General features: G+C 45.0%; 13 protein-coding genes. 2 read left to right on the top strand and 11 right to left on the bottom strand.

Translation table 11 applies throughout. The features are described 5' to 3' along the window. Nucleotides 1-70 precede the first annotated feature (70 nt). The 7 genes from phoU to MKY44_RS07775 all read right to left on the bottom strand — a co-directional run bounded on the left by phoU (nucleotide 71) and on the right by MKY44_RS07775 (nucleotide 7,495). Nucleotides 71-730 carry a phosphate signaling complex protein PhoU gene (phoU, locus tag MKY44_RS07805; RefSeq protein ID WP_341006648.1) on the bottom strand — a complete coding sequence of 220 codons (660 nt, stop codon included), beginning with the start codon at nucleotides 728-730 and terminating at the stop codon, nucleotides 71-73. Nucleotides 731-793: 63 nt separating this feature from the next. Continuing rightward, a complete protein-coding gene (pstB, locus tag MKY44_RS07800; protein ID WP_036609821.1) occupies nucleotides 794-1,549 on the bottom strand; it encodes a phosphate ABC transporter ATP-binding protein PstB in 756 nt (251 codons plus the stop codon). 227 nt (nucleotides 1,550-1,776) lie between these two features. Further along, on the bottom strand, nucleotides 1,777-2,958 hold the full coding sequence (locus MKY44_RS07795) for a methyl-accepting chemotaxis protein (RefSeq protein WP_341006647.1): 1,182 nt from the start codon (nucleotides 2,956-2,958) through the stop codon (nucleotides 1,777-1,779). Between the two features lie 152 nt (nucleotides 2,959-3,110). Continuing rightward, on the bottom strand, nucleotides 3,111-3,839 hold the full coding sequence (locus MKY44_RS07790) for a response regulator transcription factor (RefSeq protein WP_091032528.1): 729 nt from the start codon (nucleotides 3,837-3,839) through the stop codon (nucleotides 3,111-3,113). Between the two features lie 279 nt (nucleotides 3,840-4,118). After that, nucleotides 4,119-5,939 carry a two-component system histidine kinase PnpS gene (pnpS, locus tag MKY44_RS07785; protein ID WP_341006646.1) on the bottom strand — a complete coding sequence of 607 codons (1,821 nt, stop codon included), beginning with the start codon at nucleotides 5,937-5,939 and terminating at the stop codon, nucleotides 4,119-4,121. A gap of 43 nt (nucleotides 5,940-5,982) precedes the next feature. Then, on the bottom strand, nucleotides 5,983-6,330 hold the full coding sequence (locus tag MKY44_RS07780) for a cupin domain-containing protein (protein WP_341006645.1): 348 nt from the start codon (nucleotides 6,328-6,330) through the stop codon (nucleotides 5,983-5,985). 292 nt (nucleotides 6,331-6,622) lie between these two features. Then, entirely contained in the window at nucleotides 6,623-7,495 is an 873-nt protein-coding gene (locus MKY44_RS07775) for an SDR family oxidoreductase (protein WP_341006644.1), read from the bottom strand. A gap of 389 nt (nucleotides 7,496-7,884) precedes the next feature. Here MKY44_RS07775 and MKY44_RS07770 point away from each other — a divergent pair, with 389 nt between their 5' ends. Then, nucleotides 7,885-9,444, top strand: coding sequence for a histidine kinase N-terminal 7TM domain-containing diguanylate cyclase (locus MKY44_RS07770; protein WP_341006643.1), 1,560 nt, complete (start codon nucleotides 7,885-7,887; stop codon nucleotides 9,442-9,444). Between the two features lie 264 nt (nucleotides 9,445-9,708). On the opposite strand, the gene MKY44_RS07765 is transcribed toward MKY44_RS07770, so the two are convergent. From MKY44_RS07765 to citZ, 4 genes are all read right to left on the bottom strand, one after another. Beyond that, on the bottom strand, nucleotides 9,709-10,134 hold the full coding sequence (locus tag MKY44_RS07765; RefSeq protein WP_017689485.1) for a hypothetical protein: 426 nt from the start codon (nucleotides 10,132-10,134) through the stop codon (nucleotides 9,709-9,711). A 135-nt stretch (nucleotides 10,135-10,269) separates the two neighbouring features. Beyond that, nucleotides 10,270-11,211 (bottom strand): malate dehydrogenase, encoded by a 942-nt coding sequence (gene mdh, locus MKY44_RS07760; RefSeq protein WP_036609827.1) that lies wholly within the window; start codon nucleotides 11,209-11,211, stop codon nucleotides 10,270-10,272. Between the two features lie 15 nt (nucleotides 11,212-11,226). After that, nucleotides 11,227-12,519 (bottom strand): NADP-dependent isocitrate dehydrogenase, encoded by a 1,293-nt coding sequence (icd, locus tag MKY44_RS07755; RefSeq protein WP_036609828.1) that lies wholly within the window; start codon nucleotides 12,517-12,519, stop codon nucleotides 11,227-11,229. Nucleotides 12,520-12,666: 147 nt separating this feature from the next. Next, nucleotides 12,667-13,779 carry a citrate synthase gene (gene citZ, locus MKY44_RS07750; protein ID WP_341006642.1) on the bottom strand — a complete coding sequence of 371 codons (1,113 nt, stop codon included), beginning with the start codon at nucleotides 13,777-13,779 and terminating at the stop codon, nucleotides 12,667-12,669. Nucleotides 13,780-14,310: 531 nt separating this feature from the next. On the opposite strand from citZ, the gene ytvI reads away from it, so the two are divergent. Further along, the gene (gene ytvI, locus MKY44_RS07745; protein ID WP_105598059.1) at nucleotides 14,311-15,429 is read left to right on the top strand and encodes a sporulation integral membrane protein YtvI; all 1,119 of its coding nucleotides are present in this window, start codon (nucleotides 14,311-14,313) and stop codon (nucleotides 15,427-15,429) included. Nucleotides 15,430-15,444: the final 15 nt, after the last annotated feature.

Here is a 15,444-nt window from a genome sequence, read left to right as displayed (position 1 = left end):
GTCCTTTTCCATTCATATGATTGCATTACTTAATCAGCACTAATTCCCCAATTCCAAAGTAATGCTCTTCCTATTGATTCAGATCCGGACGTTTACCTGTCACCAGGTACACCGTGCTCTCACCAATGTTGGTTGCATGATCGCCAATACGTTCAATGTAACGTCCAACCATCATCAGCAGCATAGCCTGTGAAGCCTGATTAGGATGCTCTGTCATTAACGTGTAGAGATCACTGATCATGTGGCTGTACAGTTGATCTACCTGATCGTCCGTTTGAGCCATTTTATAGGCCAAGTCTGTGTTTTCTTTCAGGAAAGATTCGATGGATTCATCAATCATGGATTTCACGATTTCTGCCATTTGCGGGATATCCACCAAAGGTTTAATCAACTTCTGTCCATCCATCCGGAGTGTCACCTTCGCCACATCGAGCGCAAGATCTCCCATACGCTCCAGATCACTGGAGATTTTGAATGCCACGATAATACGTCTGAGATCCTTCGCGACCGGCTGTTGTGTGATGATCAGTTTGGAGCCAAGTTCCATAATTTTGTCTTCAAGGGCATTCAGATTCGCATCATTCTTGATGATGACCTGAGCTTTCTCCGCGTTCATCGTTTGTAAACTCTCAATAGCACCATCCAATGCTGATCCTACATGTTCACCCATTTGTTTGAGCAAGGTACGCAGCTCTTCAAGCTCCTGATCAAATTCTTTTCTGCGAATCATAGATTTCATGTCCTCCTTATCCATCATCTCCGGTTATGCCGGGATCATTCCAACTCAGCTCGCTTAACCGAACCTTCCAGATATATAATCCTCGGTCCGGGAATCTTGCGGTGTGGAGAATAACGTCTCCGTATCAGCTGCCTCCACCACTTCACCATTCAGGAAAAATACCGTGCGTCCGGATACCCGTGCCGCCTGATGCATATTGTGGGTAACCATAACGATCGTGTACTTGTGATGCAATTCCTTCACTAACTCCTCAATCTTCAATGTGGAGATTGGGTCGAGTGCAGACGTTGCTTCATCCATCAGCAGAACGTCAGGCTGTACAGCCAGCGCCCGTGCAATACAGAGACGCTGTTGTTGTCCACCGGACAAACTAAGTGCCGACTTTTTCAATACATCCTTCACTTCATCCCACAGTGCAGCATGGACAAGACTTTGTTCCACCAACTGATCCAGTTCAGCCTTTTGGGTTACCCCGTGCAGGCGCGGTCCATAAGCCACGTTATCGTAAATGGATTTTGGAAAAGGATTCGGTTGTTGGAACACCATGCCAACTCGTTTGCGCAGTGTCTCCACTTCAATCTCGTTACTGTAAATGTCAGAGCCATTCAGCATAACCTGTCCTTCCACACGAACACCCGGAATCATGTCATTCATCCGGTTTAACGTGCGAAGCAATGTCGATTTACCACAACCTGACGGCCCGATGAACGCAGTAACGGTTTTTTCCGGCAGATCCATCGATATATTTTTAAGCGCGTGATGCGTATCATAATATAAATTAAGATTTTCAATGTGAATGAGGTCCTTCATGGATGTTCACTTCTCCTTCGCTGCAGGGACACGGAAACTCCCTTTACGTTGAGACCGATGCTGATAATCTGTCATCGCTGCTCGGCCATCTTTAATATCCTACCCTTTCATTGTAAAAACAGTATCACTTTCATGTTAACGGAATGTAAAAAAGACATCCTTAACCTTCATGATCTGCTTGATGGATCAATCTGATTCCTGATGTCTGTCTTATTGACTACTTTATATTACTCACTATTCGAAACCATCTCATCCAGCTTCGTACGAATGTGCTCTGCCACTTCTCCAGCTTTCCCGCCTTCCATGGCAATCTCCTCTGCTATACGAGACAAATCTCTCACCGCACTGTTCAGTTGTCGGAACGTTGCTCCCCCTGCGGTGACATGTACCGAACTGTCGTCAATCTCCGCTCCGCTTGCCTTAACCAGTTCAACAGTCTGAAGGGTCAATCCACCAATATTCTCTAACAATGAAGACATGTTCCCCGCAACCTCACGGGTCTGTTTTGCGAGCGCTCGAATCTCACCTGCAACAATCTGAAACCCTCGTCCATATTCACCAGCATGAGCTGCTTCGATGGAAGCATTCAGGGCGAGGAGACCACTTTGATCTGCCAGGGAGCGAATGGATTGTGCCATGCCTGAACCTGTTTTGATCGAATTCAGCATGTGATCCGCATGTTGTCCTTGACTCTCCATATGCTGATGTACCCGGTTATAGGAAGCATCAACGTGTTTCAAACTCTCTTCGCCCTGCTTGGACAATGCCATGATCTCACGGGCCTCATGAACGGTCTGATTCGCTGCATTCACCAGCTTGGTGACCGCATCGTTGATTCTGGATATCTCCTGTCTGCTCTCGGTTACTGTACGTATACGCTCTTCCGTAACAGCCTGTTGCAATCTGCGGGATAGCGACATTACGTCACGCATCGTCAGCACACCAAGCAGTCTGCCTTGGTCCGTAACCAGCAGACAATCGTAAAAATGCTGTTCATTCCGTCCAAGTGCGATATCAATAATGGTTGAGGCTTCCATATGAATATCTGCTATAACGGGAGATGTATTCACTACTTGTATGACTGGCTTACGGTAGAATAGATCTGCGGCAAAACGGCCATTTAACATCCGATATAACGTCTCTCGCATTAACAATCCAGTAGGTTTCATCTGCTCATCACACAGTACAATACATGGGTGCTCCTGATCCTGATTCATCATCGTCGCAGCTTCTCCACAGGTTGTATGGACCCCCGCGACAGGTACCTGACGATAATAGTCATGTAAATGGATTACAGGTTCTTCAGCAACAACTGTTTCTTCACTATGCTTTATTTCGGATGTTATTAATTCTTCACTATGTAAAACAACATGAGGCTGGTCAGGTTTCACTTCGAGCAACATGGGCATAAATGCGCAATCTCCTTTACGTATTAGCTCCGTCTTGAGATAGATTATGTAGGTATAAAGTATCACCCAGATAAGTCCATGCTACTCCCTCTACGTAAAGTAAAATCCTCCTTTATGTTAAACGAACGTAAAATAAAACTCCCCGATCATTGCTAACTTGAATGATGGGGAGTTTTTCTTTTGACAACCAATTTATAACCTACACCACGAATGGAATCAATGTGAACCGATTCCGGGTCCAACTCCAGCTTTTTACGTAATGAACTGACGTGAACATCCACCGTTCGTTGACCTCCGATATAATCGAAGCCCCACACAGCGTTCATCAGATCATCCCGTGTCAGTACCACACCCGGCTTTTTGGCCAAATATAGAAGTACTTCGAACTCTTTCGGACGCAGACTGATGGATTGTCCACCCAGTGTCACTTCATATTTCAAAGGATAGATCTCCAGCTCTCCCAGAATAATTCGTGAGCCATCTTTGTCCTCAAGCTGTGGTAAATCTTCGCCATTGGAATAACGTCTTAATACCGCATCCACTCGGGCTAATAACTCTGATACACCAAATGGTTTGGTAATATAATCATCGGCACCCGATTTCAGTCCCTGTACAACCTCAGCTTCACCGTTCTTGGCCGTCAGAATGATAACCGGTGTACTGACACCCTGTATTCTTAACTTGTTCAGAATGTCCAGACCATTCATGCCTGGAAGCATCAAATCCAGCAAAATGAGATCAAATTCCTGGGACAATGCCCGATCATATCCTGCAGATCCGTGATCCTCTGCCGTAACGTCGTAACCTTCCTGTGTCAGGTTATACGTGAGTAATCTTGATAATGTAGGTTCATCTTCAATAACTAGTAAACGCTGTGCCATGATACCCCTTCTCTCTTCATAGGTTGTCTGTTGCCACAACACTTTTTCTATCATAGCACTAATTTGTTAACGCGGTGTAAAACAATACACACTTTTTACATTTTGATAGGGCGTGTCTGAAAATTCTGAAGGAAGCAGATTTTTCCGAATTTTCGTTCCAAGCCAGGAAGTTTTCCGCAGGCGTGCCGGGGCACGTCAAGGGAAAGTGACGCAGCAGGGGGCGAAAAGGCGGTAAAAGATGCACTTCAGCGAATTTTGAGACACGCCCTAACCAGACGCCTACATCTCTTCTTCCTGAATGAATGGAAGGATCACACGGAACGTTGTCCCCATGCCCAGTTCACTCTCTACAGACAATTTGCCATGATGCAGTTCCACCAGATGTTTAACGATGGAAAGTCCAAGGCCTGTGCCCCCTGAATTACGGGATCTGCCTTTATCAACACGATAGAACCGCTCGAAGATTCGCGGCAAATCTTTTTTCGGTATGCCAATGCCTGTATCCGACACCGCAAAGACAACTTCATCATCGTTATCCATCGTCACCTGTAACTTCACTCGTCCACCATCGGGGGTATAGTTGATGCCGTTGGATAACAGATTGATGAAAATCTGCTTCATCTTGTCCTCATCCGCTTCAATGTACAGCTCCTCCGGAACATGCATTTCCAGACGAATCTGCTTTTTCTCCGCCACCTTGGACAAGGTGCCCAGCACCATTTCGAAGAAAGAGTGTACATGCACAGGGGAGCATTGCAGCGGCGCGCGTTTCGATTCAATTTTGGATAACTCCAGAATATCCCCAATTAATCGGTTAAGTCGATCTCCTTCATCATAGATGATTTTCAGGAATGATCGCTCTGTCTCCTTATCCTGTACACCGCCGCTGAGCAACGTTTCGGCAAACCCTTTGACCGCAGCGACTGGTGTCTTGAGCTCGTGAGAAACATTCGCGACAAACTCACTACGCATCGACTCCAGTCTACGGATCGCCGTCACGTCCTGTAAAAGGAACAACATGCCTCGATACCCGCCATCATCTTCGGACATGGGTACCCCATCAATACGAATCAATTTTTCCTCCGGGTTGAACACACTTACTTCTTCATGCATCCGTTCTTTCAGTGCAACACTCTCTTCAATGGTACGTGTTAATTCGTAGTGTCTTTTCAATTCAGTATAAGGCTTACCCGTAACCTTTCCTGCCTGAATACCAAGCATACGCTCCGCTTCCCGATTGACCAGTGCAATGGATTGCCCTGCGTCGATCATGACAATACCTCCGGTCATGTTCGCGAGGACACTCTGTAACAACGCTTCATTGTCACGGATCGTCTTCAGTTGGGACTGCAAGCTGTCTGCCATTCCGTTGATCGCAAGCCCCAGTTGTCCGATCTCATCTCTACGCGTTACATCAACTCTGGCATCGTATTCCAGCTTGGTGATCCGATGAGCAACTTTCGTAATATGCTCAATGGGGGAGGTTAATCCGCGTGCAACCCGATAACTGACAAACGCGACAATTAAGAACAATAGCCCAAGTGCAGCAAACATAATCATCCAACCACGCTGAAGACCCTGATCAACCGCATGCAGACTCATGGAAAGGCGGATGTACCCATCAAATTTGCCGCTAGGTATTTCAATCATGTCACTTTGATCCGAATTCACAGGTAGTGCTACATACAGCATGTCCTGTCCCAATGTCTCACTGTAACGTATGGATTGTCCGTATCCATCTCCGACGGCACCCTTAATCTCCTCACGGTTCAAGTGATTATCCATCGATGCCGGATCACTCTCGGAATCTCCAATGACCATGCCGTCTTTATTGATGAAGGTTACCCGGGAATCCGTCAGACGATCCAGTTCCAGCGCCCGATCTGAATAATACTTTCGTGTGGATTCCGAGGTTGGATCACTTGCATCATGGAATGGAAAAGTTGCTTTGAGCAAATTAATCTCGCGCACCATGGTTTGCTCCAATGCGGCTATATGCGTAGTCTTAAACACTCTGCCCATCGTGTATCCAGCCACAATGACGGATACGCCGATCAGCACCATCATAATGATGGCAAGGCGAATTCGGAACGGTCTCATCTATCTCTTCCTTTATGATCAGATTAATATCTTATGAATTGCTCTACATTGAATCCAGTTCAATTCGGTCCCCACGGGTACCTGGATTGGAAATTACAAGAAACTCCACTTCTTCGTCGCTCCGATTCATCATCTGATGCGGCATCCCGGGTGCAATCTCTATTCCTTCATGGGTTTCCAGCACAAACGTTTCTCCATTAAGTTCCATACATGCTTCACCGCTGAGGATGAAAAAAAACTGACGGCTTACCGAATGAACATGTCGTATTTCAGCCGTTCCTGCGGGCATTCGTTCATGAATAATGCTCAGTGTTTCATTTTGAACGAGATGCCAACCGTCGCACTGTGCACCCCATACATAATGTGCTGCATTCTGTTTGCTCATTTTCATATGACTTGTCCCTCCGAGTATAATTGCTCGATCTATCATATCACAGATTAGGGGACTCCCAATCTTTTCAGTGAGTACTTTGTAATACGCTATCAAATGCAGTCAGACAAGGATAATAATAAAATATCATAGTTGTATCAACAGAGATGCCGACTTTTGTAAACAGGTGCTAACCGTATCTTTGACATACATATTCACCTGATATAAAAAAGACGCACCGCTCAGCCATGCTGAAAACGATACGCCTCTCTATATAATCAATCTTATCCTGAATCTAAACGTCCTTAACGTATTATCCGTTCACCACTTCGCCGCCATTCACATGCATCACCTGTCCGCTCACATACGAAGAGTCATCCGAAGCAAGGTATACGTAAGCGGGAGCCAGTTCATCCGGTTGTCCTGGCCGCTTCATTGGCTGCGTTGCGCCGAACTCACTTACTTTTTTCTCATCAAATGTGGATGGAATGAGTGGTGTCCAGATCGGCCCTGGTGCAACGGCATTGACACGTATTCCCTTCTCAATCACATTCATCGACAGCGAACGAGTGAACGAAGTGATTGCTCCTTTGGTAGATGAATAGTCAAGCAGGGTCGGGCTTCCGCGATAGGCTGTGATGGAGGTTGTATTAATAATCGTACTGCCCTGCTTCAGATGTGGAAGGGCTGCTTGTGTCACATAGAACATGCCGAAGATATTGGTACGGAATGTACGCTCCAGCTGTTCTGGCGTAATATCCTCCAGATTCTGCTGTGGATGCTGTTCTGCTGCGTTATTCACGACAATGTCCAGTTTGCCCAGTTCATCTACTGTCTGCTGAACTGATTTCTTCGCAAAGGCATCATCACCAATATCACCTGCAATCAAGATGCACTTGCGTCCTTCTTGTTCGACCTGACGTTTCGTTTCCTTGGCATCTTCGTGCTCGTTCAGGTATACAATCGCGACATCCGCGCCTTCCTTGGCATACGTAACAGCAACAGCACGTCCAATTCCGCTGTCACCCCCTGTAATAAGCGCCACCTTACCCGTCAGTTTACCTGCTGCCTTGTATTCAGGCTTCTCAAATTCCGGTCTAGGATGCATCTCCGATTCAATACCGGGGCGTTGATCCTGATGCTGTGCTGGCATTGTTTTTTGATTTTGTTGTGTATTGGTTGACATCTAACATTCTCCTCTCAAAATGTGAACATGTTTGGATTACAGAAGACATGGACTCTAACTGCAATCTTCCTTGTCTTTCGTTCTCTGAAAAAGTCTCATTCTGTAGGATGGCATGAACAGTTCAGATTATTCTTCTGCGATGAACAGCAACTTAAGCCTCAGCGCGCTGTCTCTAATCGTTATTTACCACTCTCTTTGGATGTCAAACAACCGATTTGCTTCAATGCCTGTTTTGCAAAAATTCGAAATTTATTCGAAATTAGACTGTTTCATGATACAAAGTGTATTCCTATGCTGCTTGGGCTGATGTACAATGTACAGTATACTGATGTGCTTTAACTCTCATTTTTATTGGTTTAATCATTCTAACCTAACATGGAGACCTGACAATGGAATCGCATATTAATACATATATAACACTCGTAGCTACTTCAGCCGTGCTGAATGTCTTTTTGTGTTTATATACCTATTTCAGAAGATCCGAGATCCCCAGTTCCAAGATATTCATTCTCTACACAGCTGCACTCTCCATATACACTTTTGGTTATGCGATTGAGCTGGCCAGCAACACGCTGGAACAGATGAAGTTTTGGACCACCGTGGAGTATATAGGCATGCCCTTCTCCGCATCTCTTGGCCTCATGTTGATGATAAAGTACACTGGAAAAACGTTATCCAAAAAGGTAACTGCCGCGCTGTTTGTAATCCCTTCCATTACACTAGGTATGGTTGCAACCAATGACTTTCATCATCTATTTTATAAAAAAGTATGGCTAAGAGAAGATAGTCCCGTTCCTCTGATGGATATCGCAGTGGGTCAATGGTATGTTGTACATGGTGCATTCACCTTCTCCTGTCTGTTATGTGCCTGCCTTATTCTGATTGGACAATGGAGACATACCAAGAAGATGTATCGTCGTCAATTACTTACTCTCATTACTTCACAGATTATTCCTATGGTCGCAGCTTTTCTGTATTTGCTTGGTTTGACTCCCGGCGGGATGGACCCCGTACCCGTACTCATGTGTATCACATCTGCCATGTATATCTGGGCGATTCTATCCTCACGTCTACTGACCATCGTCCCCATCGCCAAAGACAGTATTTTCGAGAGCATGCGTGAAGGTGTTATTGTACTGGATAGTTTCAATCGACTGGTCGATTACAACAGATCTCTGCGTGACATGTTGCCAGAGCTTAATACAACCATGATTGGCCAACCCTTGGATGATATCTGGCTTAATCTTGCTGGAAAGACGTTTCCCGTTGAATACGGAAGAGAAGGATTGCAAACCGATCTGTACTGGCAGTTAAATGGAGAGACCGTCTGTTATCAGGTCAGGACATCTTACGTGTATAACAAGGATGCACAGCCTGTGGGCAGTCTAATTATGTTAATCGATATAACAGAACAACGTTTCTTGCAAGAACAGCTAAAACAGCTGGCTTATTTCGACGGTCTGACCAAAATCTATAACCGCACTCAATTTTTGCATAAAGGACGGGAGATTTTGAGTGAAGCTCAGCTTAATCCGCAACCTGTTTCATTTATTTTATTTGATATTGATTACTTTAAACGCATCAACGATACGTACGGGCATGATGTTGGCGATCAGGCCATCATTCATGTGGTCTCTGTCTGTAATCGATATTTAAGCCCTGAGATGTTGTTTGCCCGATATGGAGGCGAAGAGTTTGTCATCGCTCTTCCGAATACGTCACTTCAAGAAGCCGAGAAACTTGCCGAACAACTGAGAGTTGCCTTGTTAAATGACCCCCTGGATGTTAAGGGAGTGCCTATTACGCTGACCTCAAGCTTTGGTATTGCCCAGTACAATGGAGGATCGGATTCGCTGGAGTCATTGTTACGCGACGCTGATACTGCCTTGTACGAATCCAAGCGCAATGGTCGAAATGCAGTGCGTGCGTATACTGTGAGTACAACCTAGCCAATGTAGACCGTGTCTGATGGAATATGCATACTGTTATGTATGGTAGTCATCCCTCTAGTTCCAGTTCAAATAAACTGAGGACTGCTGATTTTATCTTGGTAATAACAAAAAATAGACAGCCAATGAGGCTGTCTATTTTTTGTTTGTTTCAACGAAACACCATCTTACATCTCATCCGGCTTGTCCTAATTACGCCTGCAAACGCTTAACCAACAACTAAAAATACATCTTCGTAGGGTGGATTAACCGTCCGCAACGCACTTAGATCACCTGATTATTCACCATCAGGTACACCATGATTAGCAAGAATACAGCCAGAAGTGTACTGAACATACGGATCTTGCTTTGCTCAGGACCCACATCACGTTTGTTTTTCACACCTTCTGCAGCGAGTCGCAGCGGTTTACCCATAATTCCTCCAATTGCCGCAATAGCCAAGAGCAGAACAACAACGACAGCCATCCAGACATGAGAATACTCACCTTTGGTCATCAGGTAACCACCAGTAAGAAGTTGGATTACAAGTCCATACTGCGCGACTTTGTTCAAAGAACGAAGTGATGCAAAGGCTCCCTCTTGTGCTGCGGCATTCAAAGTACGGATTTTACCGACCACAAATGGCAGAATCAAATAGAATCCCATCGCCAGTGCTCCAACAATATGGAGCAGATACATAATCATTGTCAAAATTTTCATCCTCCTCAACATTTTCGGTGTGCTATACATCACATCCCATTATACTGGGGAACTTATCCAAAGAAAAGAAAACCTCCGGGTTTACCGGAGGTTTTCTTTTAGCTTCTGTTCAAAAAGTTTTCAAACTTACAGGTTTACTACCGAAATGACGTTGCGAACCGAATCAGCAGATTTGTCCAATCCTGCTTTTTCTTCCGCTGTCAGGTCAAGTTCGAATATTTTCTCAATGCCGTTACCACCCAAAATGGTTGGTACACCGAGGAACAGATCATTATAACCATATTCACCTTCAAGATAAGCGATCACTGGGATGATACGTTTCTTGTCCTTCAAAATCGCTTCGGTCATCTGAACAAGTGAAGCCGCCGGTGCGTAATATGCACTGCCGTTACCAAGCAGATTCACAATCTCACCACCGCCAACACGTGTACGCTGAACGATGGATTCGATCCGGTCAGCCGGAATCAGGGTATCGATTGGAATGCCCCCCACGCTCGAATAACGAACGAGAGGCACCATATCGTCTCCGTGGCCGCCAAGAACGAATCCACGAACATCTTCAACAGATACATTCAACTCTTGCGCAATGAAGGTACAATAACGTGCTGTATCCAGAACACCTGACTGACCGATAACACGGTTTTTAGGAAAACCAAGGGTCTGATAAGCAGCATAAGTCATCGCATCAACCGGGTTGCTTAGAATAATGACGATGGAATCAGGGCAATATTTTTTCACATTTTCACAAACGGACTTCACGATACCCGCATTCGTATTGACCAGATCGTCGCGACTCATACCCGGTTTACGGGCGATACCAGCGGTGATGATTACAATCTCAGAACCTGCAGTATCTTCGTAGTTGGAAGTACCGACGATATGACTATCAAATCCTTGAACAGGACTTGCTTCCATCATATCGAGTGCTTTCCCCTTCGTCGGGTTCTCCAGTTGAGGAATATCAACCAGCACAACATCCCCGAGTTCTTTTTGGGCAAGCATTAATGCGGTCGTAGCACCGGTAAAACCGGCGCCGACTACTGTGATTTTTTTGCGCTGAATAGTCAAGATTCACATCTCCCCTTACAGGTTTTTAATGATTTGATCCGCGAATTCAGAACATTTCACTTCAGTAGCGCCGTCCATCAGACGTGCAAAGTCATACGTTACTGTTTTATTGTTAATGGATGTTTCCATACCTTTGTAGATCAGGTTAGCTGCTTCTTGCCATCCCAAGTGCTCAAGCAACATTACTCCGGACAGAATAACGGAACCAGGGTTCACGACATCTTTGTCCGCGTATTTAGGTGCAGTACCGTGAGTTGCTTCGAAGATAGCATGTCCTGTTACGTAGTTGATGTTCGCTCCAGGAGCGATACCAATTCCGCCAACTTGCGCTGCAAGTGCATCGGACAAATAGTCACCGTTCAGGTTCAATGTTGCGATAACATCAAATTCGCCTGGACGAGTCAATACTTGTTGCAGAGCGATATCGGCAATCGCATCTTTTACGATGATTTTACCAGCATCTTCAGCAGCTTTTTGTGCTGCATTCGCTGCATCTGTACCTTCGTTTTCTTTGATGATGTCGTATTGTGCCCATGTGAATACTTTGTCAGCGAACTCTTCTTCAGCCACTTCATATCCCCAGTTTTTGAAGGCACCTTCTGTGAATTTCATGATATTACCTTTGTGTACCAATGTAACCGTCTTACGGTTATGGTCAATTGCGTACTGCACTGCTGCACGTACCAGACGTTTCGAACCTTCGGAAGAAACTGGTTTGATACCAATACCAGAAGTCTCAGGGAAACGAATTTTGTTAGCACCCATCTCCTGTTGCAGGAACTGGATCACTTTTTTCACTTCTTCAGAACCTTCAGCATACTCGATTCCTGCATAGATATCTTCCGTGTTCTCACGGAAAATGACCATGTCTACCAACTCAGGACGTTTAACCGGAGAAGGTACACCGTCGAAATAACGAACAGGACGCAAGCATGTGTACAGGTCAAGCTCTTGACGCAGGGCTACGTTCAGGGAACGAATACCGCCACCGATTGGCGTAGTCAATGGTCCTTTGATCGCTACGATATACTCACGAATGGCTTCCAGTGTATCATTCGGCAACCACTCTCCGTATGTATCGAATGCTTTTTGTCCAGCAAACACTTCATACCATGCGATTTTTTTGTTGCCATCATAAGCTTTTTCAACAGCTGCATCCAATACACGTTTGGAAGCTTTCCAGATATCACGGCCTGTACCGTCACCTTCGATAAATGGAATGATTGGATTACTAGGTACTTGAAGTGTACCGTTATCAATTTGGATTTTTTCGCCTTCAGTTGGGTGAGCAAATTTTTCTAATTTCATAGTTAAAATTCCTCCTAGGTTTCATATATGCAGTATTCATCATACCACTAGTCTTGTTGAGAGAAGGGTCCTGAGAGCTTAAGTTAGTAAAGCCTCTGCTTTCCAACCCTTCACCTCGTCCATATTATTATACTGTTTTTGCGGCTATTAGCGAAGTTCAATAGAAACGTATTTCTGTTCTATAGGGCCAGTGTACTCCGCACGTGGACGAATGATGCGATTGTCCGCAAGCTGTTCCAAAATATGCGCAGTCCATCCAGACACCCGGCTGATAGCAAAGATCGGAGTGAACAATTCCTGTTCGATCTCCAGTTGGGTATATACAGAAGCAGAATAGAAGTCCACGTTAGGCTTCAGTCCTTTTTGTCCTGTTACCAGTTCCTCGATCTTCACAGACATATCATACAAGCGCGTATCATTGTTCATCTCGCCAAGTTCCTTGGACATCTTCTGTAGATGTTTGGCGCGTGGATCACCGTTTTTGTACACCCGATGTCCAAAGCCCATGATCTTTTCACGATTATTCAGTTTTTCCTGAATTGCCGCTTCAAGACGATCAGGCGTACCGATCTCATTCAACATTTTCATAACAGCTTCATTAGCACCGCCATGTAGTGGTCCCTTCAGTGCGCCGATGGCGGAAGTTACACCGGAATAGATATCCGACAGCGTAGCAACCGTTACACGGGCTGCAAATGTCGAAGCGTTTAACTCGTGATCCGCATGCAGGACAAGGGCTTGATCCAATGCTTTCACTGCGGTCTCGGATGGTTCTTCACCAGTCATCATATATAAAAAGTTCTCTGCGATGGAAGCGCCTTCTTTTGGAGCCACAGGTTCTTTGCCCTGACGGATACGGGCGATGGCTGCCACAATCGTTGGCAACTGTGCTTGCAACTTAACCGCTTTGTTCTCATTCGCTTCCGTTGTCATCTCATCCGCTTGCTCGTCATACAGTGCAAGTGCAGAGACAGCGGAACGAAGTGCTGCCATGGTACTGACGTTTTTCGGATACAATTGGATTTGTGCAATCAACTCGCTCGGAATCGGCGCGTAATCGCTCAGGCTTTTACGAAGGGATTTCAGTTCATCCGTTGTTGGCAATTTACCAAACCACAACAAATAGGCAACTTCTTCAAAGCTGGCATGTTCAGCCAAATCGTCGATATCGTAACCACGGTATGTGAGCACACCGTCTACAATAGAACTGATCGAAGAGGTTGTCGCAACGATGCCTTCCAGACCTTTGGTAGCTGTCATATTACATCTCTCCTTTAATAAGCGAAATCAGGAACCATTCCAGAGTGTCATATAAGTGCCAAAATGCACCTATTCTCTTTTTGTAAACATTTTCATTTTAAAATTAACAAATATTTCAAACTGCGGTTTTCCTATCTGTCAATCGGTATTTACTTATAACATCATACTGGATTTTGTCGTTTATGTGAACATGATGAGAGTTCATTCGCACATCAAACTTCTTTATCGGTCCGATAAAGCATTTTTGAAAGCATTTACAAAAACAAGGTTGACATTTAATGTTTTTTAACCAATCCTGTCGTATGTAGAACTTTCTATTGCTATATTCTGTAATACTAAGGCATACTCTAGGCAAAAGAAAGAATCCCCATACATCTTGTTCAAAAATCCGCTTTTGAACAAGATCTGGTAACATCCCGGCGTTTCAAAACCTTGTAAATGCTCTATATTAATTAAGATAGCCATCTATTTTTAATACTGCTTCATGGATCATACATAGGTCGGCTTAATTGAAATAAGGAGAGTTGATGCTTGGATAGAATAATAATGAAACGCCTGCTCCGTGGCTTATGGGTTATCATTGCGGCTGTTCTGATCGCCGTTGCCATATACTTGCTGTTCCCGCTTTTGTACCCTTTTGCGATTGCTTGGATTATCGCCTATGCCATGAATCCATTAGTGAAACTGCTTCAGCATCGAGCACGATTCCCGCGCTGGCTGGCTGTGACTCTTTCATTGATCCTTTATTTTGGAGCCATTGCGGTGGTGCTGTCTGCGGCGATTACCCGCATGGTAAAAGAAGTCATTTCACTTACGACAAGCTTTGATCTTCATATTGATGAGATCAAGGACACGTTTGTGCGTTGGACCCAGAATGACACCATTCAAAGTTTGACTGCGCAGATCAATGAATTTTACAAGGAAAATCCCAACTACCAGGAAACCATCAACAGCAATATTAGTAAAACAACTGAAACGGTGGGTACAGCCGTCACAGATCTGGTCACCGGATTTTTCAACATGATTCTGAGTCTGCTGACTTCCCTGCCGAACATGGGCGCGGTATTAATCGTTGTTCTGTTGTCTACATTCTTCATTAGCAAAAGCTGGACCAGGCACAACATCACCGTATCGGGATGGGTACCCTCTTCCATTCGCAAGCCGATATCCGACATCTGGACTGACCTTAAGAAGGCACTGTTCGGATACGCAAGAGCACAATTGATCATGATCTCGATTACAGCACTATTCGTCATGATTGGACTGCTTATATTGCAAGTCAATTCAGCCTTCACCATCGCTCTGATGATTGGTTTGGTCGATCTGCTTCCTTATCTGGGTGTTGGCCTTATCATGGTGCCTTGGGCAGCGTACCTCTTTATGAATGGGGATCTGTATCTGGGTATTGGCATTAGTATTATCTATCTGATCTTACTGATTGCCCGTCAGATTATTGAACCGAAGGTACTTGCAAGCAGTGTAGGGCTCGACCCACTCGCCACGCTGGTTGGCATGTTTGTGGGTTTGAAGTTGTTCGGTGTTCTGGGCTTGATTATTGGCCCTGTCAGTCTCGTGATTCTCGATGCGTTCAATCGGGCTAACGTATTACGAGACCTCAGAACGTATATCATCAACGGCCGTGTCCGATGAGGCATCATCTTATGA

The organism is Paenibacillus sp. FSL R7-0026 (genome assembly GCF_038004485.1).
Lineage (GTDB): Bacteria > Bacillota > Bacilli > Paenibacillales > Paenibacillaceae > Paenibacillus > Paenibacillus xylanexedens_A.
Note: the sequence above shows the minus strand (reverse complement) of the source record. Positions and strands in the feature narration are given on the sequence as shown.